A 25,362-nucleotide genomic window follows, 5' to 3' on the forward strand; every position below is an offset into this window, starting at 1 on the left:
CATTAGGCTTGAGGTATGTCCTCCAATACCGGGCCGTTCTCCACAGGCCCATCCACCAGCGGACCGTTCTCCCCGGGGCCGGGTGATGTCGAGGATCTCTCTCCCGCTGAGAGGTACAGGGCCAGCGCGGAACGGCGCGCCGAGGCCGCCACCCGGCTTGGATCCTTCATCCGCACCCTGGACTTCGAACTTGACGATTTCCAGCGCCAGGCGTGCCGGTCCCTCGAATCCGGCAAGGGCGTCCTGGTGGCAGCTCCGACGGGTGCGGGCAAGACGATCGTTGGCGAGTTCGCCATCTACCTCGCCCTCAACCGCGGACTCAAGGCGTTCTACACCACCCCCATCAAGGCCCTCAGCAACCAGAAGTTCACCGAACTCGGCGAGAAGTACGGCACGGAGAACGTCGGCCTGCTGACCGGTGACACCAGCATCAACGGCGAGGCGCCGGTGGTGGTCATGACCACCGAAGTCCTGCGGAACATGCTGTACGCCGACTCCGCCACCCTGGACGACCTCGGGTACGTCGTCATGGACGAGGTGCACTATTTGGCGGACAGGTTCCGCGGAGCCGTGTGGGAGGAAGTCATCATCCACCTGCCCAGCGAGGTCCAGGTTGTTTCCCTCAGCGCCACGGTGTCCAACGCGGAGGAGTTCGGCGCCTGGCTGGACACCGTCCGCGGCGACACGGACATCATTGTCTCCGAGCACCGGCCGGTTCCCCTCTGGCAGCACGTCATGGTGGGGCGGCGCATCATGGACCTGTTTGCCGGGGAAACCACTTTCGACGAGATCGCCCCGGCCGTCGGCGGTGCAGGGGACGGGCAGCCGGAACAGGTCAAGGACCGCTCCGGGAACCGCGGCTTCGACGTCAATCCGGAACTCCTCACCGTTGCCCGCAGCGAGGGCCAACAGGGGTTCCGGAGCCGGCCCGGACGGGGACAGCGGGGCCGCCGCGGCAACGACAGGCCGGTGCGGAGCGTGGAACAGGCGGGCGTCCGGCGGGCCAGCCGTCCCCAGGTCATCGCGAGCCTGGACCGGATGGACCTCCTGCCCGCCATTACCTTCATCTTCTCCCGGGCCGGTTGTGACGCCGCAGTGGCGCAGTGCGTGTCATCCGGGCTGTGGCTGACCACCGAGAAGGAACAGCGGATCATCGCCGCCCGTGTGGACGAGGCCGGGCACGACATTCCGCCAGACGACCTCGATGTCCTGGGCTTCTGGACGTGGCGCGACGGGCTGCTGCGCGGTTTTGCCGCCCACCACGCCGGCATGCTTCCCACCTTCAAGGAAGTCGTGGAGAAGCTGTTCGTCGACGGCCTGGTCAAGGCCGTCTTCGCCACCGAAACCCTGGCCCTGGGTGTCAACATGCCGGCGCGTTCCGTGGTGCTGGAGAAGCTGGATAAATTCAACGGCGAGGCGCACGTCGACATTACCGCGGGCGAGTACACCCAGCTGACCGGGCGTGCCGGCCGCCGGGGGATCGACGTCGAAGGCCACGCCGTGGTGCTCTGGCAACCCGGGACTGACCCGACAGCGGTGGCCGGCCTGGCGTCCAGGCGCACCTACCCGCTCAACTCCAGTTTCCGGCCCACCTACAACATGAGCATCAACCTGCTGGCCCAGTTCGGCCGGGCCAGGGCACGGGAAATCCTCGAATCCTCGTTCGCCCAGTTCCAGGCTGACCGGTCCGTCGTGGGCCTGGCCCGGCAGGTGCGCAGCCGGGAGGAGTCCCTGGCCGGCTACGCGAAGTCCATGACCTGCCATTTGGGCGACTTCACCGAATACGCCCGGCTGCGGAGGGAACTTTCCGACGCCGAAAACGCCACCTCACGCGCCAAGTCGCGTGCCCGGAAGTCGGTGAGCGACGATTCGCTGGCACGCCTGCTGCCGGGCGACGTGGTGGATGTACCGGGCGGCAGGGCTCCCGGGCCCGCCATTGTGCTCAGTTCCGACCACAGCAGCCGCGAACCCCGCCCGGCGGTGCTGACGCTGGACAACCAGCTCCGCAGGATCGGCACCGACGACTTGGAGGGTCCCATCGCCCCGGTGACCAGGATCCGGATCCCCAAGTCGTTCAACGCCAAGGTCCCCAAATCGAGGCGCGACCTGGCGTCCTCCGCGCGGAACGCCCTTCGGGAGAACCGGCCACCGGCCCCGGGCCACAACCGCAATCACGATTTTGGCCGGTCCGCTGCGCTCCCCAACCAGGAGAAACGGATCGCGGACCTGCGCCGGGCGCTGCGTGCCCATCCATGCCACGGCTGCAGCGAACGCGAGGACCATGCCCGCTGGTCCGAGCGATGGTGGAAACTACGCCGGGAAACCGACGGGCTGGTGCGGCAGATCCAGGGCCGGACCAACACCATCGCCAAGACATTCGACCGGGTCTGCGACGTCCTGTCGGCGTACGGCTACCTTGACGCCGAGGGTGATGGCCGGCTGACCATCAGCCCCGCAGGCCAGCGGCTGCGGCGGATCTACGGTGAAAAGGACCTGTTGATTTCCCAGTCCCTCCGCCTGGGCGCTTTCGATGACCTGGATGCCATCGAGGTCGCTGCCCTCGCCAGTGTGCTGGTCTACCAGGCCAAGCGGGAGGACCGTGGCCTGCGTCCACGGATGCCCAGCGTGTCCCTTGAGACGGCCGTGGACATCGTTATCAGGGAATGGTCGGCGCTGGAGGACGTGGAGGAGGACAACAAGCTTCCGCTCACCGGTGAACCTGAGCTTGGCCTGGTGTGGCCCATTTACAAGTGGGCCCGCGGCCGCCACCTGCAGGATGTGCTCAGCGGAACGGACCTGGCCGCCGGCGACTTTGTCCGGTGGGTGAAGCAGGTGGTGGACCTGCTGGACCAGCTCGCCAAGATCCCGGGCCTCGAACCCAGGCTCGCGCGGTTGTGCGCCGAAGCCATCGGGCTGCTGCGCCGCGGCGTCGTTGCCTACTCTTCCGTCCTCTAACCCAAGAACCCCTGGGAGGGGCCCGCACGCGGGCCCTTTCCGTGCCATGTCAGGAGACTTTGCTTCATGAGCCCGACCAGTCCTGCACCCGCTGCCCGGCCCGTCCTCTACCGCAACGGGTCCGTGTACACCGCGGCCGACCCGTTCGCCACGGCCATGCTGGTGGATGGCGACACCGTGGCCTGGGTGGGTTCCGAACAGGCGGCTTCGTCCATCGCCGACTCCTCGATGGACGTCATCGACCTGCGCGGCGCACTGGTCACCCCGGGGTTCGTCGACTCGCATGCCCACCTCACCGAGACAGGCATAGCCCTGGATTCCCTCAAGCTGGGATCCGTGTCCTCAGCCCTGGAGCTTTTGGATGCGGTGGCTTCGGCCGGCGGTGACGGGCCGGTTCTGGGCCACGGCTGGGATGAGACCGCCTGGCAGGACCCCACCTTGCCCACACCGGAGGAACTGGAGCGGGCTGCCGGCGGACGGTCCGTGTACCTGTCCCGGGTGGACGTCCATTCAGCGCTGGTGGCGGGGGCATTGGTCGCCGAGGCACAGCTTCAGGATGTGCAGGGGTACGACGGCGGTGCAAGGGTTTCGCGGGCTGCCCACGCAGCTGCCCGGCGGGCCGCCCGGCGCCTCCCGGAGCCGGTCCTTCGCAGCTACCAATCCAAGGCCCTGTCCGAAGCGGCAGCCAACGGGTACGTCGCCCTGGCCGAGATGGGAGCCCCGCATATCGGCGGGGCCGAGGACCTGCGGAGCGCGGCCGCGTGGAACCATGCCGGACGTGATACGCCTGCCGTTCCCGAGGTCCTTCCCTACTGGGGGGAGCTGGCAGCGTCGGAGGAGCAGGCCCGAAGCCTCGCTGCCCAATTCGACGTCGGCCTCCGCGGGCTCGCGGGGGACCTGAACATCGACGGTTCCATCGGTTCGCACACCGCTGCCCTGCGCAGCAGCTACAGCGACGCCCCGGATGAACACGGGACGCTGTACGTCACGGTGGAGGAAGCAGCTGCGCACCTGGCAGCCTGTTCGCTGGCCGGCCTGCAGGGCGGCTTCCACGTCATTGGCGACGCCGGCCTCGACTTGGCGCTTGCAGCGCTGGAACTCGCCGCGGCGCAGGTGGGGGAACAGCGCGTCCGGGCCGCCGGGCACCGCTTCGAACACGTCGAAATGACGGACGCCGATGCCGTGGCCCGGTTGGCCAAGTACTCGGTCACGATCAGTGCCCAGCCGGCTTTCGACGCCCTGTGGGGCGGCCACGGAGGGCTGTACAGCAAACGCCTGGGGGAGCGCAGCGGGTCCATGAACCAGTTCGCGGACTTCTACTCCGCCGGCGTACCGGTCTGCTTCGGCAGCGACAGCCCGGTGACCCCGCTGCGGCCCTGGTCAAGCGTGCGTGCCTGCCTGGAACACCACACCAATAGCCAGCGCATTTCCGCCAGGGCCGCCTTCCTCGGGCACACCCGTGCCGGCTGGCGGGCAGCCCGGCACCCCAACCCAATGGCCGGGCAGCTGGTGCCGGGCGCGCCTGCAAGCTTCGCGGTGTGGGAGGTGGAGGAGCTGATGGTCCAGGTGGCGGACGGCCGGGTCCAGTCGTGGAGCACCGATCCCCGCGCCCGCACGCCCCTGCTTCCCGCGCTGGACACCGGCAGCGATCCGCTGTGCCTGCAGACGGTGCGCGACGGCGCCGAATTGTTCGCAAGCCCGGCGCTGCGTTCCTGACCCCGCCGCCGGTCCTATAATGGGTAGTTGCGCCAACAGGCAGCTAGCTTGCCGGCCGGTGCATTGACCGCTTCCCACCAGGAAAGGCCCTTTGTGCGCGTCCTCACCATCATCCCCACCTACAACGAACTGGAATCGCTGCCCAAGACGCTCCAGCGCCTGCGGACGGCCGTCCCGGCGTCGGACGTGCTGGTGGTTGACGACAACAGCCCGGACGGTACCGGCCAGCTGGCCGATTCCATCGCCGCCGGGGATTCTCAGGTCCACGTGCTGCACCGCAAGGGCAAGGAAGGGCTGGGCGCAGCGTACATCGCCGGTTTCACATGGGGGCTGGAGGCCGGGTACGAAGTGCTCGTGGAGATGGACGCCGACGGATCGCACCAGCCCGAGCAGCTGCCGCAGCTGCTCGGAGCGGTGGAGCAGGGGGCAGACCTTGCCATGGGTTCCCGGTGGGTCCCCGGCGGAAAGGTGGTCAACTGGCCGCTCTACCGGCAGGCAATTTCACGCGTGGGCAGCACCTATGCGCGCCTGATGCTGGGCCTGAACATCAAGGACGTCACCGGCGGCTACCGGGCCTTCCGGCGGACGACGCTGGAAAAACTGAACCTGGACCAGGTGGACTCCGTGGGCTACGGCTTCCAGGTGGACCTCGCCTGGCGTGTGGCGCGCATGGGCCTCCGGATCGAGGAGCGGCCCATTACCTTCGTTGAGCGGGAACTCGGCGCCTCCAAGATGAGCGGCAACATCGTCGTCGAAGCCATGGTCAACGTCACCAGGTGGGGACTGGCGGCCCGGTGGAACACGCTGGCGCGGCGCTTTCAGGGGGCCAAGCGGTAGTTTTCCGCTGCGACCCAACGACTAAAAGGGACTGCCCCGGCACCACAGTGCCGGGGCAGTCCCTTTTGTTGTCTTCGTTGGCCGGTACGGCTAGGCGGAGCGGCGCTCTCCACGGCGTTCGCGCAGGATGGTCAGCCGGTCCTCGAGAATCTGCTCCAGTTCGGGCAGGGAGCGGCGTTCCAGCAGCATGTCCCAGTGGGTGCGTACTGCCTTGTCGTTGCTTGTGTCGGGGCGTTCGCCGTCGACCAGCAGCGCTTCCTTGCCGGTCTTGGAAACCCATACGGGAGGAATTTCCGCCTCTGAAGAGAAAGTGACAAAGACCTGCTCGCCGTCCTCGCAACGGTACTCGACGCGCTGGCGCGGAGCCGGCTCGACGCCAGACTCTGTCTCCATGCTCTGCGCGCCAAGGCGCATACCCCGCAGGCTGCGATCGCTCATGTTTTCTCCCTCTGGTCGGTGCGCGGAATGGAAACCCGCGCTAGCCGGTGGCGTCCAGGCGCCGCCGGACTACTGTGTGCTCTGTGCTGCATCGTTAGATTCAACGCATTCCGAAGCTTTGTTGTTCCAACGGGATAACTCCTGCCGGACAAATACCCAATTATACGGGGTTGAGACCCTGCCGGCCAAAAGGGCCCTCCGCCGGTGGATGCGGACATAGGGGAGGGGAGGAACCGTTGCCGGTTCCTCCCCTCCGTGTTCCCGTCGTGTCTAGGGGTTGGCCTGCTTGGACGCCATGTCGTCGAACAGGCCGCCCGAGGCTTCCGGGTCCGGGTTTGTTCCGCCCAGGGCACTCCCGATGCCCTTGAGGGCTTCGCCTACTTCGCTGGGAATGATCCACAGCTTGTTGGACGTACCCTCGGCCAGCTTCGGCAGCGTCTGCAGGTACTGGTAAGCCAGCAGCTTCTGGTCCGGGTTGCCCTTGTGGATGGCGTCGAACACCTTTTGAATGGCCTGTGACTCACCGTCAGCCTTGAGGATGGCCGCTTTGGCTTCACCCTCGGCTTTCAGGATCGCTGCCTGCCGCTGGCCTTCGGCCGTGAGGATGGCTGACTGCTTGGTGCCCTCCGCGGTGAGAATGGCGGCGCGGCGGTCGCGTTCGGCGCGCATCTGCTTCTCCATCGAATCCTGGATGGAGTGCGGCGGGTCGATGGCCTTGAGTTCAACCCGGGAGACGCGGATTCCCCACCGGCCCGTGGCCTCGTCCAGGACGCCACGGAGCTGTCCGTTGATCTGGTCGCGGGAGGTCAGGGCCTCCTCCAGGTTCAGGCCGCCCACCACGTTGCGGAGCGTGGTGGTGGTGAGCTGTTCAACGGCCTGGATGTAGTTGGCGATCTCATAGGTCGCGGCCCGGGGGTCAGTCACTTGGAAGTAGACCACCGTGTCGATGGAGACCACCAGGTTGTCCTCGGTGATGACCGGCTGCGGCGGGAAGGAAACCACCTGCTCACGAAGATCGAGCAACGGAAGGAGCCGGTCCACGAACGGAATCAGGATGGTCAGGCCCGGATTCAGGGTGCGCTGGTACTTGCCCAGCCGTTCAACGACGCCGGCGCGGGCCTGCGGGATGATGCGCACCGACCGGACCAGGACGATGATGACGAATATGATCAGAACCACCAGCACCACGGCCAGTGCGGTTCCGCCTACGCTTTCCATAGAACTCCTTGTTCCCCAATTGATAAGGCTGTACTAGGACTGGGTCCCTGCGGCCGGCGGCGGCGCCACCACCGCGGTGGCGCCCTCAATGGCAGCCACCACCACTTTCTGGCCGGCCGGCAGGATTCCTGCCGCGGAGCGGGCGCTCCAGATGTCGCCACCGATTTTTACCAGGCCGCCGTCGATGCTGACGGGCTCCATCACCACGGCCTGCTCGCCAATGAGGCGGTCCACGTTGGTCCGCTGTTCAGCGGGGCCCTTTTTGAGATGGGTGAGGGCCACGGGCCGGACGAAGGCGACCATCAGGAGGGAGACGATGCAGAAGACAACAATCTGGAGCCACGGATCGGCGCCGGCGAAGTCTGCAACGAGGGCGGCCAGTGCGCCGCCGCCCAGCATGATGAAGAAAAGGTCGAGGGTGATCATCTCAACCACTGCGAACGCGAGGAATGCGGTGAGCCACACCGCCCACCAGTTCTCTCCCAACCACTCGAACATTGCGTTCCCCCTTCGTTACGGGGCCCGGGCACGGGCCGGCCGGTAACTGTCTTTTCATCCTAGTCGGGCCCCGTGGACCGGGGGCGGCCGAGGGAGCCGGGAGCAGGGAACGTGGCCAACTCGTTACCGGGACGGCCCGGTCAGGCGGCCTTGAGGGGGCGGTACACGAGGACCCTGAACCGGGCCTCGTCGCTCAGCGGTTCGGGGCTGCTCTCGAGCCGGGCGGCGATGTCCGCGTGGGAGTGATGGTGCCCCGCGGGTCCCATGAACGCCAGGTCAGCGGCCTCCCGGCGGGTCAGGGACAGCGTGATGTCGACGTCTGACGTGCTCTCGTGCTCGAAGTACTGCGCCATGGCTGCGGCCAGCCGTTCATCCTTGCCTTCCTCGATCCCGAGCATTCCGGTCACGGCCGCGATCGCGGACAGGTGCCCGGGCCGCGGCGTCACCACCACAAGCCGGCCGGCGGGGCGCAGGACGCGCGCGAACTCAGCAGCGTTCCGCGGCGCAAAGACCACCGTCACGGCGTCCACCGACTCATCAGCCAAGGGGAACCGCTGCCACACGTCCCAGACGAGGTTGAGGGCTTCCGGATTGAGCCTCGCTGCCCGGCGCAGCGCGAATTTCGAGATGTCGATGCCCATGGCCGCTACGTCGTGGCCCTGGGCGGCCGCCGTGTCCAGTACGGTCCGCAGGTAGTGGCCGGTCCCGGTCCCTGAGTCCAGGACCGCGCCGTCTCCGGGGCTCAGGCAGGGCACGACGGCGGCAGCCACCGCGTCTGCCAGCGGCTTGTAGTGGCCTTGGCCCAGGAAGGTGAAGCGCGCCTCAACCATGGCGGCCGTATCGGGTTCAAAGGGTGTGCCCTTGCCGACCAGCAGGTTGAAGTAGCCTTGGCGTGCCGCATCAAAGCTGTGCCGCGACGCACAGGCCAGGCGCGCCGGGCCGGTGCCCTGCCCTCCTGCGGGCGACAATGCCTGGGAGCACACCGGGCACTGAAGGGGAAGGTCCGTGGAAGATGGCATGGGGACCATCTTAGATGCCTACGCCAGACTGATTCCGGCGGGGCCGTCGCTGAATCCCAGGCCCTCCCGGGCCCGGGCAATACCGGGTTCCGCCCAGTGCGCGGCGTATTCCGCGTTGCTGCTGAGCGATCGGAGCTGCGCCCGGTCCACGTACAGGATGCCGTTGAGGTGGTCCGTTTCGTGCTGCACGATCCGCGCCTGCCAGCCGGAAAACTCCTGTTGCCGCGCCTCACCGCCGGGCGTCTGGAAGTCCAGCAGGACGGTGTCCGGCCGGGACACCACAGCCTGGAGCCCGTTCAGGGACAGGCATCCCTCGTAAAAGGCCGCCCGGCCGGTGCCCACTGCGGTGTAGCGGGGGTTGAGGATGGCGAGGAAGTCCAGCGGCTCCCTGTTGCGCAAGGCAGCAGCCTCGGAGTCGACGTCGTAATGGTCCTCCAGGACCGCAACCTGCAGCGGGATGCCCAACTGCGGCGCTGCGAGGCCTACGCCCGGGGCCTCATGCATGACCTGCCGCATCAGGGCAATCAGCCTGTCCAGCTGGTCGGCGGAAAGCTGGCCGTCGAAGGCTGCTGCTTCCTGCCGCAGCACGGGGTGGCCCGCCTGGACGATAGGCGGCAATGTTGCCGCCGACAGCAGCCGCTCCACGGTTTCCTGGATCTGGCCGGGACTGGGAACGGCAGCCGGTTTAGCATGGGTCATGGAGCCAGCCTACTGGTTTGTCCAGGGCGCCCCACCGCTGGGTTAGTGTCTATGCCATGGCTTTTGACAGCACCCAGACCGCGAGTCCGCTGGACCGCGTCCTCGAGTTCATCCGTGTACTGGAAGCGGGCGGGGGAGCGGCTGAGATCCGGCCGTACCTCGCGGACTCCTTCGTCCTTGTCGAGGCGCCCCACCTGCTGGCGCCGGAAGGATCCACCCGGACGCTCGATGATGTCCTGGCAGGCGCGGATCAAAGTTCGCAGGTGGTGGCAAACCAGAAGTTCGTGATCCGGCGAACCACCTGCGAGGGTGGCCGGGTAGCGGTCGAGGCGGACTGGTCGGCGACCGTGTTGATGGACATCCGGTATTGGGACCGCGGCGAAACCATCCGGGCCCGCACATCCTCCGTGTTCGAGGTCCGGGACGGCCTGCTCACCAGCCAGGACAGTTACGACTGCTATTTCCGCTGACGAGGCCTCTTACCCTGCCGCTTCCTGCTGCATGGTGAACCGCCTGGCGACCCACCGGTTGAGGGCAGGCCAGGCCGCGGCGCCCCGGATCGCGGAGTTCCGGAGGGCCAGGGCAGGCGCCGGCAGGGGCCTGCCCAGCAGCATGTTGATTTCCGACTGCCGCCGTGCCCGCAAGGCGGCCCGGAACCGGCGGTCTTCGAAGCTGCGGTAGGCTGCGGGGTCGTGCCGCCCCGACACGGACCGCACCATCAGCGGCGCCAGGTCCCGGGCGTCCAGCCAGCCCAGATTCATTCCCTGGCCCCCGATGGGGCTGATTTCGTGGGCGGCGTCGCCGATGAGGACCACGTTGCCGGCAACCGTCCGCCGGGCAAGGGTGGAGCGGACGCTGAAGGCGCTGATCATGGTGTTGCTGGCCGGATCAGGGCGGTGGCCGGTGCGATCAGCCACCAGCCTGGCGAGGTCGTCCGGACCTGCCCCGCCAGCGGGGCGGCCCAGCCGGACAACCCAGCGGCGCAGCCCCCCGGGCAGGGGAAAGGACTCGACGATCCCATCGCCCTCCAGGAAGAGCACTGCCGCGTCGTCGGGCAGTCCGGAAGCTGCAAAGTCACCCATCAAATAGTGGTCCGGGTAGGTTTTCCTGCGGACGGGGAAGCCCATCAGGTCCCGGACAGTGGAGCGTGCACCGTCGGCGGCGACCAACATCGACGCCCTGATCGTCTGCTCACTTCCGGGGGCACCGGGGGCGGGCCGGGCGCAAATGGTGACGTGGCCGCCGTCGGACGCTACGCCCTCCACTTCGAAGCCCTTTAGCAGCGCGCCGCTGTCCGCCGCCGCCACCTGTTCCTCCAAGAGCTGCTCGGTGCGGTGCTGCGGCAGGGACAGCACGAAAGGGAACCCGCCGGAAATGTCGCTGAACGGCATGGTGCCCACGGCGTGTCCGCGGCTTACAGCCTGGCCGGTGCGGATGGGTACCCCGCTTGCCACCAGGGACGGGGCGATGCCCAGCTGGTCCAGCGCGGCCAAAGCCGGCGGATGGATGCCGATGGCCCGTGAATGGCGGTCCCTGGTCAGCCGCCGTTCCAGGATGCGGACAGAGAGGCCGCGGCGGAGGAGTACGGCGGCGAGGTACAGGCCCACGGGTCCGCCGCCGACGATCACCACATCCAGGGGCATGTCAGGTCCTCCGCAGGGCGAGGATCTGGTGGAAGGGGGCGCCCGCTTCCACACGCCACCCGGCGGGGGCGGCGGCCGTCAGCTCGGCGGGCGTGTAGCTGCGCCGGATGGAGGTCAGTCCGTCCTCGCGGATGAAGGATGCCGGCAGGGGAAGGGTGGCCACCCCGAAGAGGGCGAAGGCAAGCCGGCTGCGGCGCAGGTCGTTATGCAGAGCCTTGTTCCGGGCGAGTTTCCCGGAATGGTCCAGCAGCACGCCCAGCTCGCCGGGGGTCAGGTGGTGCAGGACGTGGTTGGAGATGACGACGTCGAACACTGCGCCCTCCCTGATCAGCGCGGAGCTGTGTGCCTGCCGGAACTGCACGCCGCGCACCGGGGGCCGCCGGAGTGCGAATCCGATAGCTCTGGGGTCAGGATCGATTCCCGTGACGTCGAGCACCAGGCCGTCGCGCAGCGCCCACCGGGCCAGCATGACGGCGATGTCCCCGCCGCCGCAGCCGATGTCCAGGATGGTTGTGGGCGCCACGGACAGCAGTGGGCGGAGTTCGCGGAGGTAGAGGCGCCTCCAGCCGGAGACGGCCCTGTTGACTGCACCGAATTGCCGGTAGGTGTTGTCCAGCCTGCGCGGGTCGCAGTCCGGTTTGTCCATCTCCTCCAGATCGTCGGAGGCACGGTCCGGCCAGTTGAGCACCGGCTCAGGCCACCGGCACTTCCTGGTGGACCTGGTCCGCGGTGGCGTCCCGGGAGGAACCGGGCGGCGCCTGGCGCAATTTGGTCAAAAGGGCGGTTTCGACCGTCAGCCCCGGGCCGAACGCCATGGAGCAGATCCTTTCACCGCCCGTATCAAGGCCCTGCTCCGGCATATCCTGCTCAAGGATGTGCCGGAGGACAAACAGGACCGTGGCGCTGCTCATGTTGCCGTAGTTGCGCAGCACCTCCCGGGCGGGCACGAGCTGCTCGTCAGTGAGGCCAAGGCGGGACTGGACTTTGTCGAGGATGCTGCGGCCGCCGGGGTGGATGGCCCAGTGCGTGATGCCGGTGTAGGGGAGTGCCGCCAAGTTCGGTTCTCGGGCGAGGAGGGGCTGCAGGGCTCCGACAATGTGGTCGTCGATGATGTGCGGGACGTAGTTGCCCAGGACCATTTCGAATCCGTTGTCGCCGATGTTCCAGGCCATGGAGTCTTCTCCGACGGGCGTCAGCACTGTCTCAAAGTGGTCCAGCTGGAGCAGTGCGTGGTTTCGTGCCGCAGGGTTTGCCGTGACGACGGCGGCCGCCGCGCCGTCTGCGAACAGGGCCGAGCCCATGATGGTGTCGGGGTCGTTCGAGGTGCGCACGTGCAAGGAGCACAGTTCGGCGCAGACCACCAGGACGACGGCGTCAGGGTCAGCCTCGCAGAACAGCTTGGCGGCGCGAAGGGCCGGAAAGGCCGCATAACAGCCCATGAAGCCGAGGTGGTAGCGCTGGACGGCGGGGTCGAGGCCCAGTTCGCGCACGATCTTGTAGTCCGGTCCGGGGTTGAAGAAGCCGGTGCAGGAGACTGTTACCAGGTGAGTTATGTCAAGTAAATCGAGATCCGGGCACGCCTCGACGGCCGCCCGGGCAGCGCCAACGAAGAGCCGCGTGGCCTCGCGGGCGAAGATGTCGTTCCTGACCTTCGTACTCGGGTTCAGGAGCAGGCCGGAATCCCGGTCATAGAACTGGGGGTTGTCTGAGCGGAACTCGTTGGTAAGTTCGTCAACGGCGGTGTACCTGGTGTCGATGGCTGCCGAATCGAAGCACGTGCCGACCAATCTGGTTCCGAGCCGGTTCAAGCCCGGCTGGGCGGCAAAGACGTCGCGCGCCTCGGTCTGGATGAGCTTTGTTGCCGGAACTGCAGTTTCAAGGGAACGCACGTAGACCGTCATTGACTCATTCTTAACGAGCCTTCGGACAAAGACAATGCCTGCGGCCACTGACCTGCAGGAATATCTGATCACCCCACTTTCCGCCCGCTAACAAAGCGCCGATAATCTACATTATGTCAAGTAGTACTCTGCGTATTGCATCAGATGAATCAATTGCGCCGATCCCCCGGGACCCGCGAGGAGTTCTCTTACTTCGTTGAGATTCCGCGGAATATGGAAGCCTGTCGGTTCTGGTGTGCAGCTGACCACGGTGCTCCTGACGGTTGCAACACCCAGCCCTCGAAGCGGCCGGTACCAGCGTCTGACCTGCGGTTTTGTGCTAATGATGCATTTGATGAATCATTGATTCAGGCTTTGAGCACAAACTTCGACGGAACTGTGGGGCGAAAATGGGGGTCGACGCGTCCGGACGTGTGCTGCAGCTGAGCGCTGTTCAGCTCCTGCATCCCGAGGAACAGACGCTTGAGGACATGCTGACCGGGTGGCGCAACCAGCAGCTCGCCAGGAACCTCCAGTTCGACACGATCGACAAGGCCATCGAGTGCGTCCGCCGGTTCGTCAACCATGTGAACGAGTTCCCGTGGAACTGGGCACCGGAGCATGTCGAGGAGTATTTCGGTGACCTCCGCTCGATCCACCAGCTGAAGCACTCCACTATCCGCGGCTACCAGTCCACGCTCCGCCGGTTCACGTCATACGTGTCGAACCCCGACTACGGCTGGGATCAGGTCTGCGAACAACGCTTCGGCACACACCCCTCCCAGGTCTTCTTTGACTGGAACACCGCCTCCCACACACAGGAGTACGAAGGACGCGCCTCCAAGCGGCCCTTCACCAAGACCGAACTGCAGATGCTGTTCGATCACGCCGACGACCAGGTCGAACTCATCGCCGCCTCAGGCAAGAAAGGTTGGCAGGCAGCCTACCGGGACGCCGTCATGCTGAAAGTCGCCTACTCATACGGGCTCAGATTCAACGAACTCAGGCACCTGCAAACCATCGACTTTGCGACCAACCCCCAAGCACGAAGGTTCGGCAAGGCAGGCGTGTGCAAGGTCCGGTTCGGCAAATCACGCAAGGGCTCCCCGCACAAACCCCGCAGCGTCCTGACGGTCTTCGACTGGACCGCCGGCGTTATCGAGGACTGGCTCGCCAACGGACGGGGCACGCTCGACACGCTGGACCTGTTCCCCAGCGAACGCGGCGGCCTGATCTGTGAATCCACCCTGCTGCGCCGGCTCCGGCGCTACCTCAACGAGCTGGGCCTGCCGCTGGATGGCCTGGACCTGCATTCGCTCCGGCGCTCCTATGCAACGCACTTGCTGGAGGACGGATGGGATCCTAGATTCGTGCAACATCAGATGGGTCACGAACACGCCTCAACCACCGGGATCTACCAGTTCGTCAGCGACGACTTCCGCAACGCGACCCTCCGGGCGGCGCTGGACCGCACCATGGAAGAAGTCCTGGGCGTGCAGATGAGGGGTCAATGGTGAGACGCGAAGTCGAATACAAGTGGCGGCTTTCCGAGCTCATGGCAGCGCGGGGACTGCACAACACCACGGACCTCATCCCCCTGCTGGCCGAGCGCGGCATCACCTTGTCCCGGCCCCAGGTCTACCGGCTCGTCAACCAAAAACCCGAACGCGTTGCGCTGCAGGTCATCGCCGCGATCTGCGACATCTTCTCCTGCGGACCCGAGGACCTCATCACCGTCACAGCCGCCGACGTCCGCGCCCGCAAGACAGGAACCAGCGCCCCCAACGTCGTTGACCTGAACCGCACCGTCAGACCCCGACGGGCACGCGTCATCGACGATGACTACTGACAAACCCGAAGGCCTCAGCCCCCGCAGCACCAGCCGCGGCCGGCCCCGCACCACCGGGACAGCGACGTGCGCACGTTGCGGCCGGGCCGCCGGCCGAACACGCGCCACCTGGCCCGAAGGCCGAATCTGCGGGCCCTGCTTCACCACCGCCACCCGCACCCACGGGACCTGTCCGGAGTGCGGCCAGCACAGACTTCTACCCGGACCACCGGACAGCAGCGGAGGGCCCCGCTGCGCGCCCTGCGCCGGCATCCTCCATGACTTTCACTGCACCCGCTGCAATGTTGAAGGTGAGTTCTACCGACGCGGTATCTGCGCCCGCTGCGCCCTCCAGGAGGACCTCATTGAGCAACTGCTGCCAGAATCTTCCGACCCCGAAACAGCCAGCAGAATTGTCGATGTCCTCTGCAAAGCAGACCGGCCTGAAAGCATCATCACGTGGAAACGCTCCCCCAAAGTCCAAGCCCTCCTCCGCTCTCTATCGAGCGGGGAGACTCCGCTGACGCACGAAGGACTCGATGCCGCGGCTGAGTCAGCGAACCGCGAAGCCAATCACCTGCGCGCCCTGTTCATTCATCACGGACTCCTCCCCTACCAGGACCCGTATCTGGCCCGGTTCGAGACCTGGGTTGAGAACAAGCTCCGCGACTTGTCCGAGGAGGTGGCCAAACCCGTCGCGCAGTTCGCCACCTGGCATCACCTCCGGCGCATCCGGTCCATGACAACACCGGAGAAGAGTGCCCAAGCCCCAGTGCACTCCGCCAAGCAGGAGATCACGGAGACCATCAAGTTCCTGGACTGGCTCTGGGATACCCATCAGCGGACGGCTGCGAGCTGCACCCAGCAAGACATCGATACTTGGCTCGCGGCCGGTCCCACGACCAGGAAAGCAATCCGCACCTTCGTCGTCTTCATCAAGAACACCGGCACAAACCACCGAGTGGACATGGGCCACTACACCCCCAAAACGCGGCCAACAATCACCCAGGACCAACGGCTGGCATGGCTGCGGGAACTGCTGACCGGCACCAGCGAATCCCTGCCCTACAGAGTCGCCGGCATCCTGCTGCTTCTCTACGCCCAACCGCTCGTGCGGGTGGCCAAGCTCCGGACCGACGCCGTCGAAACCAGCGAAACCAACGGCAACGTGAGGATCAGCATCGGCGCACATCCGGTACCCGTTCCCAGGCCTTTCGCAGAACTACTTCAAGAACACCTCGCCAGCCGTCCAAATCTCAGAACCGGAGCGGACACTCAAAGCCCGTGGCTCTTCCCGGGAACCCGCGCCGGCCAGCCACTTCACCCAAACACCATCATGGACAGGCTCCGCAGCCTCGGCATCGACCTGCGCGGCGCACGAAACACTGCCCTGGACGAACACCTGTTAGTCTCACCGCCGCCACTGGTCGCCGACGCCCTCGGCTACAGCCATCAAATCGCGTTCCTCCACGCCGACGCAGCAGGCGACGCCTGGTCCCGCTACGTCAACCTCCGAACCAAACCATGACCAAGTTGGTTCTGCCAACTGGAAGCCCGCCAGGACCCGCCTCTCAGCTGTTGTAACGTCTTGAGGTCTTGACCGACGGGGCTATGCTTCAAGCAACCTTGGAGCAGTCGCGACGACAGTTCGATATGGCACCACGAGGGGAAACGTGAGACAAATTGAAGCGCCTCGCACTTCGGCCGTATGGGCAGGCCTAGGAATCGTGTTGTGGCTGGTGCTTGGGCTGATCGACATAGCGGACAACGGCGCCTCCTGGCGGACTGTTGCCTACGCCCTATTAGAAGCGGGGGCGATCTACATTTTCGTTAGGGCGATTAGCACTCTGCGTCATAGGAGAACTCCGCGCACCTAACAAGCAGGTAGGAGTGGAACGAGCCAAAGGACGTTCCTCTGGCGCCCGTCTTTGGCTTCCTTAGCCACCTAACGTCAGGGTCTGACCAAGGAATACGCCCAGACTCAATCCGCAGGGATGCCAGTAGTGCGAATGGAAGGGATGGGGACCTACCGAACCCCCTCCTCCGGCTGAGCCCGCAAGTCGATCAGAGCTCGCATCTCTGGCCATGGCCTGTAGGCCACGCCCGAAGCAGCCGCCGTGGCGTGGTCCGAGACAAATTCAATTCTCACGCCTTCCGGCGCCCCTCACCACGGATGGAAAGCAGTCGATGACAAAACTGTCCGGAGCGGTGACTGGTTCGTCGGTGTCAGCAGAACCCTTTCGGGCGGATGGATTGTTTCCGGGCTGGCGTGCGGAACCCCTGGAACGTAGCGCTCCAGCGTCCTGGCAGTGCGGTACAGCTCCACGCGAATCGCGTTTCGACCTGCCCTTCCTACGTACTGCTCCCCCGGCCCCTGACGCAGAATTTGGCCACGGAATGGCAGGCATTGCCTCAAGAATTTACAGGTCCCATTCAATTCTTGAACCGGCCAGTGCCGCGCATAATCCTGCCGCGCTGCTCAGAAGCTTCGCCTCTGGTACAAACGGTCGGGGACCTGAGCGCACGTACACTCCTCAATACCTGTGCTTCTGCACCCCTGCCGTACCTGCAACCGGCAGCTGCCCCTCCCCCGCCTGGAAATCGTCAGGACGCCGGGCCCGGCAGTACAAGCAGGTAGCCCGCCGGCAGGCTGCTGCTCCACCTTCGTGGTTCACGCACTACGAACTGTGTAGCCAGCTGCTCGGGTGACAACAGGCTGTTGGGTTCCGGAGACGGCCCCCACTGTCCACTGCCATAGGGATACAGCGGGTCGAGAACCCTCACGCCGGTCACCTGAAAATCCGGAAAAACCGACGGATCCCCCAAGGACTCGAATCCGCTCATCACCCAGGCGTGCCGCCCGCTCCACATCACCAGCCCGACGGGACGGCCCGTTTCTGCGATGGCCCGGGCCGCCGTTTGCAGGGCTTCGTTGTAGTCCGCGACGCTGACCACACTGTAGGGACCCAGGCCGGAGGCCGTCAGTACTTCCGCCCATCCATAGGGATTGGCCCCGTTGAAGGAATCGGATGACCTTGCCCTGGCCATTTCCCACAATTCCCCCTGCTGGGAGCGGTCTGCCCACGTTCCGCCGCTTGTGTCGTCGATCAGGTTGTGGGCCATTTGAATGCTCGCCGCCACGCACCAGTCGAAGGTGTACTGGGGAACAAAATCACCGTCCCGGTAGAGATTCAGCGCGAAGGGCTGGCGCAGCGGTGCAGGCGTGGCAGGGGGCGTCGGGGCCGCAGCGGACGCAGTGCGCGGTCCGGATACGGCGGCCGGTTCTGTGGACGAAGCGTCAGGGGACGGTAAGGTGGTCGCCTGTGCCGCTTCCACCGCGACGGGTGAAGATATGCCGTCCTGGGCCGCACCGGACCCGTCGACCGGACTGCAGGCCACAAGAAGGCTGGCAGCCACGGCCAGCCAAAGTGAGCGACGCGGGCCCATACTTCCCATGACCGCTCTAGTCTAGCGCTTCACCCCGATGCCGGCCCCGACGACGGCACCCACCCCCAGGCCCAGGGCGAACCCAAGGAAGGGGCTGTCGAAGAACGCCAGCCCAATGGCGATGCCCACCGCCGCACCAACCAGGCAGCAGATCCATAGCGGCTTGTTCACCGTTCCTCCAGCATGTCCGGCCACCGGGCGGGGCGTGTAATCAGAGGGTACTTCATCCCCTTTTCGGCCAGGCTGGATTTCGACGCCCGGCAAGTACATGCCGCCGGCGAATTCAAGTACAGCGTACGGATGCGGCGTGGGAGGCAGGACGACTACCGTCAAAGCCTCAGGAACCGGCGCAGCAAGTCCCCTCAGGGATGTGGGGCCGGGGCCGGCCAAGCCGCCATTGCCTATGAAAAACGGCGTTGACGAACACTCCAGCCTGCCAGGACGTCATATGCCGCAGTCACCCTATCTCGAAGACCAGAGCACCACATCCTATGTGCTCCCCCATTCCCCCGTCCGCCGTGCGCGGTCCGCCCTGCGCGACGATGCGCTGCGTGAATCGCCGGGCCGCGCCGTCGTGGTCCTTCACCCTGTTCCCGTGCGGGTGAGGGCAACGGCAGGCTTGGCCATTGCGTACACAGTCACCCACGTCCTGGTGGAAAGCGACGGCGACGGACCTTACAGCGTCCAGTGGGAACCCAGCTGGCTGGTGCACCGCTTCTGATCCCGACCTCCGTCCGGTCAAACCCACTGTACGGTCCGGGTTAGGCTCGGACGCATGAGTTTTCCCAAAACCCCGGGCGGAGTCCGCCCGGAACGCCTCGTGATCGCCGCCGCCGCCGCGGATTTCCTGCTGATCCTGGTCTTCGCTGCGATCGGCCGTGACGCGCATGCACGGGGAGACATCATCAGCGGCGTTTTCCTGACAGCGTGGCCGTTCCTCGCGGGGGCGGCGGCCGGTTGGGTGGCGGGCCGCGCCTGGCGGGCGCCGATTTCCCTGCCCAGGGCTGGGCTATGGGTGTGGCTGGGAAGCCTTATCGGCGGCATGGTGCTGCGCGCCCTGACCGGACAGACCGTTGTAGTGCCCTTTGTCGTCGTCGCCCTCCTGAGCCTGGGCCTGCTGCTGCTGGGCTACCGTGCCCTGTATGGCCTGGTGGCGCGCCGCCGGGGGGCCTGAGGGATCCCTCACGAAACCCCGCCGCCTGCCCTGAACAGATCACGGTGCGGCCTGCGGCGATGTAATAGGCTGGCAGGACCAGAAACGCGCCGGCCACTGCTGCGGCGCACCAGATCCGGAGGGTTTCAACGTGATCACCGCATTCGTCCTGATCAAGACCGACGCTTCCCGCATTCCCGAGACCGCCGAGGAGATCTCCGCCATTGAGGGGATCAGCGAGGTCTATTCGGTCACCGGCGAATGGGATCTGATCGCCGTTGCGAGGGTATCCCGGCACGAAGAACTTGCCGACGTCATTGCCGACCGCCTGTCAAAGGTGCCCGCAGTGGTGCACACGACCACCCACATTGCCTTCCGCGCGTACTCGCAGCATGACCTCGATGCGGCGTTCTCGCTGGGTTTCGAGCAGTAGGTCCGGCTGCCTAGGCTGCGGAGAGCGAAACCCACCGGTCCAGCACCCCTGCGGCCGCACCGCTGTCAATCGATTCGGCGGCGCGGGCGAAGGCGTTGCGCATACGGTCCAGGAGCGGTCCTTCGGCCGAAAGATCGAACGCCACCAGGCCGGCCGCAGCATTGACCAGCACGGCGTCGCGGGCGGGTCCTTTCTTCCCTGCCAGCACGTCCCGGACCACGGCGGCATTGGCCGTGGCGTCGCCGCCACGCAGCTGCTCCACGGTGGCCAGGCTGATTCCGAGGTCAAGCGGTGAGAAGACCGATTCGACGACGTTCCCGTTACGGATCTCCCACACGGTGGACGGTCCGGTGGTTGTCAGCTCATCAAGCCCGTCGTTGCCGCGGAACACCAGGCCCCGGCTCCCCCGCCTTGCGAGCACACCAGCCACGAGGGGTGCCATCCTGGCGTTCGCCACACCCACGGCCGAAGCCTGCACGTTGGCCGGATTCGTCAGCGGCCCCAGGAAGTTGAAAGCAGTGGGTATTGCCAGTTCCTTCCTCGGCACCGCGGTATGTCGGAAGGACGGATGGAACACCTGGGCGAAGCAGAATGTGATTCCCGCCTCCTCGGCATTCCTGGCGACCTGTTCGATGGGCAGGTCAAGCCGCACTCCCAGCGCTTCCAGGACATCGGCAGAGCCGGACGACGACGACGCGGCCCGGTTGCCGTGTTTAACCACCCTTGCGCCCGCCCCGGCCGCAACCAGGGCTGCCATGGTGGAGATGTTCACCGTATTCAGCTGGTCGCCTCCGGTGCCGACGATGTCCAGCTTCTCGCCCTGGATGGCGATGGGGTTCGCGTGCGCCAACATGGCGTCCACCAGGCCGGACAGCTCTTCCACCGTCTCGCCCTTGCCGCTCAGTGCCACCAGGAAGCCGGCGATCTGGGATGGCGTTGCTTCCCCGGACATGATGGTGTCCATCGCCCAGGAGGTGTTGTCCGCCGTGAGGTCGCGCCCGCTGATCAGTGCAGAGATCAGCCGGGGCCAGGTGTTGCCGGACACTGGGGAAGCCTGTGAAGTCACCTGCTGATGCTATCGAGCGAGGGCGGCGGCTGACCAATGTGAACCGGCGAAGGAACTTTTCCGCACGATTTCGCGTCTTTGTAGAAAAAGTCCCTCGAAAAGGCGGTTTGCGTTGGGCAGCACGGACTTTTGCAGACATAATGTCTATGTGACATCTGCGACCCATGCCCCCAGTACCCCGGCGCACCCCACGCTGAACCGCCCGAATATGGTTTCCGTCGGAACCGTTGTGTGGCTGTCCAGCGAGTTGATGTTCTTCGCCGGTCTCTTCGCCATGTACTTCACTCTGCGCTCCACGAGTGCCCAGATGTGGGCGGACGAGACGGCCAAGCTCAACTTCCCGTTTGCGCTCATTAACACCATCGTCCTCGTGGCCAGTTCCTTTACTTGCCAGATGGGCGTCTTCGCCGCCGAGCGCCTCCAGCCGCGCCGCACCGGAGGGGTGTTCGCGTTCTCCCGTTGGGGCATGAACGAGTGGTTCATCCTCACCTTCCTCATGGGCGCCTTCTTCGTCGCCGGCCAGACCACCGAGTACGCAATGCTGGTCTCCGAGCACGTCTCGCTCTCGTCCAACGCCTACGGCTCTGCCTTCTACATGACCACCGGCTTCCACGGCCTCCACGTCATCGGCGGACTCGTCGCCTTCCTGCTCATCATGGGCCGGTCGTATGCAGCCAAGAAATTCGGCCACTTCGAAGCGACGTCGGCGATTGTCACCTCCTACTACTGGCACTTCGTTGACGTTGTGTGGATCGGCCTCTTCCTGGTCATCTACGTCCTCAAGTAGCCGGCTTTGATTCTTTTTCTACAAGAGGCAGAATTTCAGGTGGCGGCTCCAGGGGCCGCCGCAGGAACGAATAAAGGAACCACCACGTGAAGGCACTCTCACAAAAGCGGCGTCACCCACTCGCAGCGATAGCGCTGCTCCTGATGGGGCTTCTCCTTACGGGTGGGCTGTACGCTGTGGCCACCACCGTCAACGAGGCCAAGGCTTCCACCACCACTTACAGTGCAAACGACACTGAAGAGGGCGGCAAGCTCTTCGCCGCCAACTGCGCAACCTGCCACGGCATGGGTGCCAGCGGAACCGCTGACGGGCCTTCACTGGTTGGTGTCGGCGCCGCCGCTGTCGACTTCCAGGTGGGCACCGGCCGCATGCCGATGCAGATGAACGGACCGCAGGCACTCAAGAAGCCCGCACAGTTCAACGACGAGCAGACCCACCAGCTTTCAGCGTATGTCGCTTCCCTGGGCGCAGGCCCGGCAATTCCTGAAGAGGAGCTGGTGAACGGCGGCGGTGACGCGGCTGCCGGCGGCGAGCTCTTCCGCACCAACTGCGCCATGTGCCACAACGCTGCTGCTGCCGGCGGTGCACTGACCCGCGGCAAGTTCGCACCTGCACTGGCCGACGTATCCGGCAAGCACATCTACGAGGCCATGGTCACCGGCCCCCAGAACATGCCGGTGTTCAGCGACTCCAACATCACCCCCGAGGGCAAGAAGGACATCATCACGTTCCTGAAGCAGATCGAGAGCACCGGTTCCCCGGGTGGCGCTGATCTTGGTTCGCTGGGTCCTGTTGCTGAAGGCCTGTTCGTGTGGGTTGCCGGTCTGGGCGTCATCATCGCCTTCACCATCTGGCTGACGTCGCGTACTTCCTGACGCCGGGCAAGACCCAAAGCTTCTGCTGCTTTGTTCAGCAGGTTGATATTAGAAACTAACCCGGCAGCCGCCGGGACGAGAGAAGGATGAGGCGAATTATGGGCAACCATAGTGACGGCAGTCCGAACCACTCGGGCACCGTAGCTACGGCTGGTCAGAATGAGGTGGAGAAGTTCCAGGATCCTGGAATTCCCCCGCATCGTTTGCGCCTGGCTGACACGGACCCGAAGGCCGCCAAGCGGGCAGAACGACAGGTCGCCTTACTATTTGGCATTTCTGTTGTTGGAACCCTGATCTTCCTGGTGGCGTACTTCGCCATCGACCTGGGCGATGACTCGAGCATTGCCACCATCAGGCTGCAGAACGCACTGCTCGGCGTCGGCACGGCCTTTGCCATGCTCGGCATCGGCACCGGCATTGTCCACTGGGCGAAGGCTCTCATGCCGGACCACGAAGTCTCGGAAGAGCGCCATGCCATCCGCCACGAAGAAGACCGCCAGGCAGCTGTGCGGATCGTGGACGACATTGTCGAGGAAACCGGCATCAAGCGCCGTCCGCTCATCCGCAACACGCTCCTTGGCGCCGTTGCCCTTGCGCCGCTTCCGGCTGTGGCAATCTTCGGTGACCTCGGTCCCCGTCCCGACGACAAGCTCGCGCACACCATGTGGGCCCCGCAGGACGGCAAGCTCAAGCGTCTTGCGCGGGACCCCGACGGTACCCCGATCAAGGCGTCTGACGTCACGATCGGTTCGGCCTTCCACGTTATTCCTGAAGGCCTGAACGAACTCCACGAGGGCAAGCTCAACGAGAAGGCCAAGGCCGTTGTCCTCCTGATGCGCCTGGATCCGGCATCGCTGAACCCCTCCCCGGGCCGCGAGGAGTGGGGCTACAACGGCATCGTTGCCTACTCCAAAATCTGCACCCACGTTGGTTGCCCGGTTGCTCTGTACGAGCAGCAGACGCACCACCTGCTGTGCCCGTGCCACCAGTCCACCTTCGACCTTACGCAGGAATGCAAGGTGATCTTCGGCCCCGCCAGCCGGCCTCTCCCCCAGCTGCCCATCGCAGTTGATGACGAAGGCTACCTGGTCGCCACCAGCGACTTTCATGAACCTGTAGGACCGAGTTACTGGGAGCGTGATTCGCATGAGCGCAGCATCAACAGCTGAGCCCGCATTCGTCGCCAAAACCAAGACAGGCCGGTTTACCGACTTCGTCGATTCCCGCGTCGGCGGTTCCGGAATCCTCCGCGAATTCGGCCGTAAAGTCTTCCCCGACCACTGGTCCTTCATGTTCGGCGAAGTTGCCCTCTACTCGTTCGTCATCCTGCTCCTCTCGGGCACGTTCCTGACGTTCTTCTTCGATCCGTCCATGGCGGAGACGCATTACGACGGGTCCTACGTCCCGCTGAAGGGCGTGGAGATGTCGGTTGCGTACAACTCCTCGCTGAACATTTCGTTTGACGTCCGCGGCGGCCTGTTCATGCGCCAGGTCCACCACTGGGCTGCGCTGCTGTTCGTGGCTTCCATCGCCGTGCACATGCTCCGCGTCTTCTTCACCGGCGCGTTCCGCCGTCCGCGTGAAATGAACTGGGTCGTCGGCAGCGTCCTGCTGATCCTGGCCATGGCCGCAGGCTTCACCGGCTACTCACTCCCCGATGACCTGCTGTCCGGCAACGGCCTGCGCATCATCGACGGCGTGATCAAGTCCATCCCGGTCATCGGTACCTATATCTCGTTCTTCCTGTTTGGCGGCGAGTTCCCGGGTACGGCCATCATCAGCCGCCTCTACATGCTGCACATTCTCCTGGTGCCGGCCCTGATCCTGCTGATGATCGTGCTCCACCTGTTCATGGTGGTTGTCCACAAGCACACCCAGTACCCCGGCCCGGGCCGTAATGACAACAACGTCGTCGGCTACCCGCTCGGCCCGGTCTACGCTGCGAAGGCCGGTGGCTTCTTCTTCATCGTCTTCGGTGTCCTGGCACTGATGGCAGCGTTCTTCACCATCAACCCGATCTGGAACTACGGACCGTACGACCCCTCCCCGGTGTCCGCCGGTACCCAGCCTGACTGGTACATCGGCTTCGTCGACGGCGCACTCCGCCTTATGCCGGGCACCTTCGGTGACTGGCATGTCGAACAGGTATGGTTTGGGCACGTCTTCACGTTCAACGTGCTGCTGCCGGCACTGGTCCCTGCAGGCATCCTCTTCACCGTGATGTTTGCTTACCCCTGGATCGAACGCTGGATCACCAAGGACGACCGCGAACACCACGTGCTTGACCGCCCGCGCAACGCTCCGACCCGTACGGGCATCGGTGTTGCAGGCTTCATCTGGTACTGCGTGATGTGGGCCGCAGCAGGCTCCGACCTCATCGCCACGCACTTCCACGTGTCGCTGAACGACGTCACCTACTGGCTGCGTGCACTGTTCTTCGTCGGCCCGATCATCGGTTTCATCGTCGCCAAGCGCGTTGCTCTGGCCCTTCAGCGCAAGGACCGCGAGATTGCCCTCCACGGCCGCGAGACCGGACGCATCGTCCGCCTCCCCCACGGCGAGTTCATCGAGGTTCACGCACCGCTGGACGAGTACAAGCGCTACAAGCTCGTGGGCTTCGAGTCGCCCCAGGTCCTGCCTGCTGTTCCGAACGAACACGGCGTTGTGACCCGCAAGGAGAAGCGCCGGGCGGCACTCTCCAAGTGGTTCTTCGAGGATCGTGTCGCACCTGCGACTCCTGCAGAGCTCGAAGCAGCACACGGCCACGGCCACGCAGCTGTGGAGGCTCCCGAGGAAAGCAAGAGCCTCTCTCACTAGATCCACCGCTTCAAGCGGAAAGGGCCCGGTCCACATGGACCGGGCCCTTTCTG

The 25,362-nt window shown here is 65.2% G+C and carries 25 protein-coding genes; 14 read left to right on the forward strand and 11 right to left on the reverse strand.

The window, feature by feature from the left end:
- The first annotated feature begins 15 nt into the window (after positions 1–15).
- The 3 genes from AS031_RS06675 to AS031_RS06685 all read left to right on the forward strand — a co-directional run bounded on the left by AS031_RS06675 (position 16) and on the right by AS031_RS06685 (position 5,508).
- Positions 16–2,955 (forward strand): DEAD/DEAH box helicase, encoded by a 2,940-nt coding sequence (locus AS031_RS06675; protein WP_058267344.1) that lies wholly within the window; start codon positions 16–18, stop codon positions 2,953–2,955.
- A gap of 66 nt (positions 2,956–3,021) precedes the next feature.
- Positions 3,022–4,671, forward strand: coding sequence for an amidohydrolase (locus AS031_RS06680; RefSeq protein ID WP_058267345.1), 1,650 nt, complete (start codon positions 3,022–3,024; stop codon positions 4,669–4,671).
- A 93-nt stretch (positions 4,672–4,764) separates the two neighbouring features.
- Positions 4,765–5,508: a polyprenol monophosphomannose synthase gene (locus tag AS031_RS06685; protein WP_058267346.1), complete on the forward strand. Its 744-nt coding sequence runs from the start codon at positions 4,765–4,767 to the stop codon at positions 5,506–5,508.
- A 90-nt stretch (positions 5,509–5,598) separates the two neighbouring features.
- Here AS031_RS06685 and AS031_RS06690 read toward each other — a convergent pair whose 3' ends face one another.
- From AS031_RS06690 to AS031_RS06710, 5 genes are all read right to left on the reverse strand, one after another.
- Positions 5,599–5,946 carry an RNA polymerase-binding protein RbpA gene (locus AS031_RS06690; RefSeq protein ID WP_013600997.1) on the reverse strand — a complete coding sequence of 116 codons (348 nt, stop codon included), beginning with the start codon at positions 5,944–5,946 and terminating at the stop codon, positions 5,599–5,601.
- Between the two features lie 270 nt (positions 5,947–6,216).
- The gene (locus AS031_RS06695; RefSeq protein WP_058267347.1) at positions 6,217–7,164 is read right to left on the reverse strand and encodes an SPFH domain-containing protein; all 948 of its coding nucleotides are present in this window, start codon (positions 7,162–7,164) and stop codon (positions 6,217–6,219) included.
- Between the two features lie 33 nt (positions 7,165–7,197).
- The gene (locus AS031_RS06700; protein WP_058267348.1) at positions 7,198–7,662 is read right to left on the reverse strand and encodes an NfeD family protein; all 465 of its coding nucleotides are present in this window, start codon (positions 7,660–7,662) and stop codon (positions 7,198–7,200) included.
- A 140-nt stretch (positions 7,663–7,802) separates the two neighbouring features.
- The gene (locus AS031_RS06705) at positions 7,803–8,681 is read right to left on the reverse strand and encodes a putative RNA methyltransferase (protein ID WP_058267614.1); all 879 of its coding nucleotides are present in this window, start codon (positions 8,679–8,681) and stop codon (positions 7,803–7,805) included.
- Between the two features lie 18 nt (positions 8,682–8,699).
- The gene (locus tag AS031_RS06710; protein ID WP_058267349.1) at positions 8,700–9,380 is read right to left on the reverse strand and encodes a peptide deformylase; all 681 of its coding nucleotides are present in this window, start codon (positions 9,378–9,380) and stop codon (positions 8,700–8,702) included.
- A 56-nt stretch (positions 9,381–9,436) separates the two neighbouring features.
- Between AS031_RS06710 and AS031_RS06715 the strand changes: the two genes are divergently transcribed.
- On the forward strand, positions 9,437–9,850 hold the full coding sequence (locus AS031_RS06715) for a nuclear transport factor 2 family protein (RefSeq protein ID WP_058267350.1): 414 nt from the start codon (positions 9,437–9,439) through the stop codon (positions 9,848–9,850).
- A gap of 9 nt (positions 9,851–9,859) precedes the next feature.
- Here the strand turns inward: AS031_RS06715 and AS031_RS06720 are convergent, their stop codons facing one another.
- The 3 genes from AS031_RS06720 to AS031_RS06730 are packed head-to-tail and all read right to left on the reverse strand — an operon-like array spanning position 9,860 to position 12,924.
- Positions 9,860–11,023, reverse strand: a complete 1,164-nt coding sequence (locus AS031_RS06720; RefSeq protein WP_058267351.1) for an FAD-dependent oxidoreductase — start codon at positions 11,021–11,023, stop codon at positions 9,860–9,862.
- 1 nt (position 11,024) lies between these two features.
- A complete protein-coding gene (locus AS031_RS06725; protein ID WP_074446927.1) occupies positions 11,025–11,711 on the reverse strand; it encodes a class I SAM-dependent methyltransferase in 687 nt (228 codons plus the stop codon).
- 4 nt (positions 11,712–11,715) lie between these two features.
- Positions 11,716–12,924: a type III polyketide synthase gene (locus tag AS031_RS06730; RefSeq protein WP_058267352.1), complete on the reverse strand. Its 1,209-nt coding sequence runs from the start codon at positions 12,922–12,924 to the stop codon at positions 11,716–11,718.
- Between the two features lie 389 nt (positions 12,925–13,313).
- Between AS031_RS06730 and AS031_RS06735 the strand changes: the two genes are divergently transcribed.
- The 3 genes from AS031_RS06735 to AS031_RS20130 all read left to right on the forward strand — a co-directional run bounded on the left by AS031_RS06735 (position 13,314) and on the right by AS031_RS20130 (position 16,259).
- Positions 13,314–14,420: a tyrosine-type recombinase/integrase gene (locus tag AS031_RS06735; RefSeq protein WP_058267353.1), complete on the forward strand. Its 1,107-nt coding sequence runs from the start codon at positions 13,314–13,316 to the stop codon at positions 14,418–14,420.
- Positions 14,414–14,752, forward strand: a complete 339-nt coding sequence (locus tag AS031_RS06740) for a helix-turn-helix domain-containing protein (RefSeq protein ID WP_228379575.1) — start codon at positions 14,414–14,416, stop codon at positions 14,750–14,752. The genes AS031_RS06735 and AS031_RS06740 overlap by 7 nt, the downstream gene beginning before the upstream one ends.
- A 649-nt stretch (positions 14,753–15,401) precedes the next feature.
- Entirely contained in the window at positions 15,402–16,259 is an 858-nt protein-coding gene (locus tag AS031_RS20130) for a recombinase XerD (RefSeq protein ID WP_228379576.1), read from the forward strand.
- Positions 16,260–17,335: 1,076 nt separating this feature from the next.
- On the opposite strand, the gene AS031_RS06750 is transcribed toward AS031_RS20130, so the two are convergent.
- Both AS031_RS06750 and AS031_RS20005 read right to left on the reverse strand, forming a co-directional pair.
- A complete protein-coding gene (locus AS031_RS06750; protein WP_058267354.1) occupies positions 17,336–18,187 on the reverse strand; it encodes a hypothetical protein in 852 nt (283 codons plus the stop codon).
- 12 nt (positions 18,188–18,199) lie between these two features.
- Positions 18,200–18,349 carry a hypothetical protein gene (locus AS031_RS20005; RefSeq protein ID WP_169793867.1) on the reverse strand — a complete coding sequence of 50 codons (150 nt, stop codon included), beginning with the start codon at positions 18,347–18,349 and terminating at the stop codon, positions 18,200–18,202.
- Between the two features lie 277 nt (positions 18,350–18,626).
- On the opposite strand from AS031_RS20005, the gene AS031_RS06755 reads away from it, so the two are divergent.
- The 3 genes from AS031_RS06755 (at position 18,627) to AS031_RS06765 (ending at position 19,764) form a co-directional block, all read left to right on the forward strand.
- Entirely contained in the window at positions 18,627–18,899 is a 273-nt protein-coding gene (locus AS031_RS06755; RefSeq protein ID WP_058267355.1) for a hypothetical protein, read from the forward strand.
- Positions 18,900–18,953: 54 nt separating this feature from the next.
- Positions 18,954–19,352, forward strand: a complete 399-nt coding sequence (locus tag AS031_RS06760) for a DUF3054 domain-containing protein (protein WP_058267356.1) — start codon at positions 18,954–18,956, stop codon at positions 19,350–19,352.
- A 130-nt stretch (positions 19,353–19,482) separates the two neighbouring features.
- Complete coding sequence (locus tag AS031_RS06765) at positions 19,483–19,764, forward strand: Lrp/AsnC family transcriptional regulator (protein WP_058267357.1); 282 nt, start codon at positions 19,483–19,485, stop codon at positions 19,762–19,764.
- A 10-nt stretch (positions 19,765–19,774) separates the two neighbouring features.
- Here AS031_RS06765 and trpD read toward each other — a convergent pair whose 3' ends face one another.
- Positions 19,775–20,830: an anthranilate phosphoribosyltransferase gene (trpD, locus tag AS031_RS06770; protein WP_058267358.1), complete on the reverse strand. Its 1,056-nt coding sequence runs from the start codon at positions 20,828–20,830 to the stop codon at positions 19,775–19,777.
- A gap of 148 nt (positions 20,831–20,978) precedes the next feature.
- Between trpD and ctaE the strand changes: the two genes are divergently transcribed.
- From ctaE to qcrB, 4 genes are all read left to right on the forward strand, one after another.
- Positions 20,979–21,617, forward strand: a complete 639-nt coding sequence (gene ctaE / locus AS031_RS06775; protein ID WP_176716513.1) for an aa3-type cytochrome oxidase subunit III — start codon at positions 20,979–20,981, stop codon at positions 21,615–21,617.
- Positions 21,618–21,703: 86 nt separating this feature from the next.
- Complete coding sequence (qcrC, locus tag AS031_RS06780) at positions 21,704–22,492, forward strand: cytochrome bc1 complex diheme cytochrome c subunit (RefSeq protein WP_058267359.1); 789 nt, start codon at positions 21,704–21,706, stop codon at positions 22,490–22,492.
- A gap of 98 nt (positions 22,493–22,590) precedes the next feature.
- Positions 22,591–23,661, forward strand: a complete 1,071-nt coding sequence (gene qcrA, locus AS031_RS06785; RefSeq protein ID WP_058267360.1) for a cytochrome bc1 complex Rieske iron-sulfur subunit — start codon at positions 22,591–22,593, stop codon at positions 23,659–23,661.
- Complete coding sequence (gene qcrB / locus AS031_RS06790; protein WP_058267361.1) at positions 23,639–25,309, forward strand: cytochrome bc1 complex cytochrome b subunit; 1,671 nt, start codon at positions 23,639–23,641, stop codon at positions 25,307–25,309. The genes qcrA and qcrB overlap by 23 nt, the downstream gene beginning before the upstream one ends.
- Positions 25,310–25,362: the final 53 nt, after the last annotated feature.

Source organism: Pseudarthrobacter enclensis, assembly GCF_001457025.1.
Classification (GTDB): Bacteria; Actinomycetota; Actinomycetes; order Actinomycetales; family Micrococcaceae; genus Arthrobacter; species Arthrobacter enclensis.

What these genes read in the sequence shown, in the direction of transcription:
- AS031_RS06740 (WP_228379575.1), top strand. Translation starts at nt 14,414, where the DNA reads ATGGTGAGACGCGAAGTCGAATACAAGTGGCGGCTTTCCGAGCTCATG.
- AS031_RS06710 (WP_058267349.1), bottom strand. Translation starts at nt 9,380, where the DNA reads ATGACCCATGCTAAACCGGCTGCCGTTCCCAGTCCCGGCCAGATCCAG.
- AS031_RS06755 (WP_058267355.1), top strand. Translation starts at nt 18,627, where the DNA reads ATGCCGCAGTCACCCTATCTCGAAGACCAGAGCACCACATCCTATGTG.
- AS031_RS06675 (WP_058267344.1), top strand. Translation starts at nt 16, where the DNA reads ATGTCCTCCAATACCGGGCCGTTCTCCACAGGCCCATCCACCAGCGGA.
- AS031_RS06720 (WP_058267351.1), bottom strand. Translation starts at nt 11,023, where the DNA reads ATGCCCCTGGATGTGGTGATCGTCGGCGGCGGACCCGTGGGCCTGTAC.
- AS031_RS06715 (WP_058267350.1), top strand. Translation starts at nt 9,437, where the DNA reads ATGGCTTTTGACAGCACCCAGACCGCGAGTCCGCTGGACCGCGTCCTC.
- AS031_RS06680 (WP_058267345.1), top strand. Translation starts at nt 3,022, where the DNA reads ATGAGCCCGACCAGTCCTGCACCCGCTGCCCGGCCCGTCCTCTACCGC.
- qcrA (WP_058267360.1), top strand. Translation starts at nt 22,591, where the DNA reads ATGGGCAACCATAGTGACGGCAGTCCGAACCACTCGGGCACCGTAGCT.
- qcrB (WP_058267361.1), top strand. Translation starts at nt 23,639, where the DNA reads ATGAGCGCAGCATCAACAGCTGAGCCCGCATTCGTCGCCAAAACCAAG.
- AS031_RS06705 (WP_058267614.1), bottom strand. Translation starts at nt 8,681, where the DNA reads ATGCCATCTTCCACGGACCTTCCCCTTCAGTGCCCGGTGTGCTCCCAG.
- AS031_RS06735 (WP_058267353.1), top strand. Translation starts at nt 13,314, where the DNA reads ATGGGGGTCGACGCGTCCGGACGTGTGCTGCAGCTGAGCGCTGTTCAG.
- AS031_RS06700 (WP_058267348.1), bottom strand. Translation starts at nt 7,662, where the DNA reads ATGTTCGAGTGGTTGGGAGAGAACTGGTGGGCGGTGTGGCTCACCGCA.
- AS031_RS06730 (WP_058267352.1), bottom strand. Translation starts at nt 12,924, where the DNA reads ATGACGGTCTACGTGCGTTCCCTTGAAACTGCAGTTCCGGCAACAAAG.
- AS031_RS06760 (WP_058267356.1), top strand. Translation starts at nt 18,954, where the DNA reads ATGAGTTTTCCCAAAACCCCGGGCGGAGTCCGCCCGGAACGCCTCGTG.
- AS031_RS06750 (WP_058267354.1), bottom strand. Translation starts at nt 18,187, where the DNA reads ATGGGAAGTATGGGCCCGCGTCGCTCACTTTGGCTGGCCGTGGCTGCC.
- AS031_RS06695 (WP_058267347.1), bottom strand. Translation starts at nt 7,164, where the DNA reads ATGGAAAGCGTAGGCGGAACCGCACTGGCCGTGGTGCTGGTGGTTCTG.
- AS031_RS06690 (WP_013600997.1), bottom strand. Translation starts at nt 5,946, where the DNA reads ATGAGCGATCGCAGCCTGCGGGGTATGCGCCTTGGCGCGCAGAGCATG.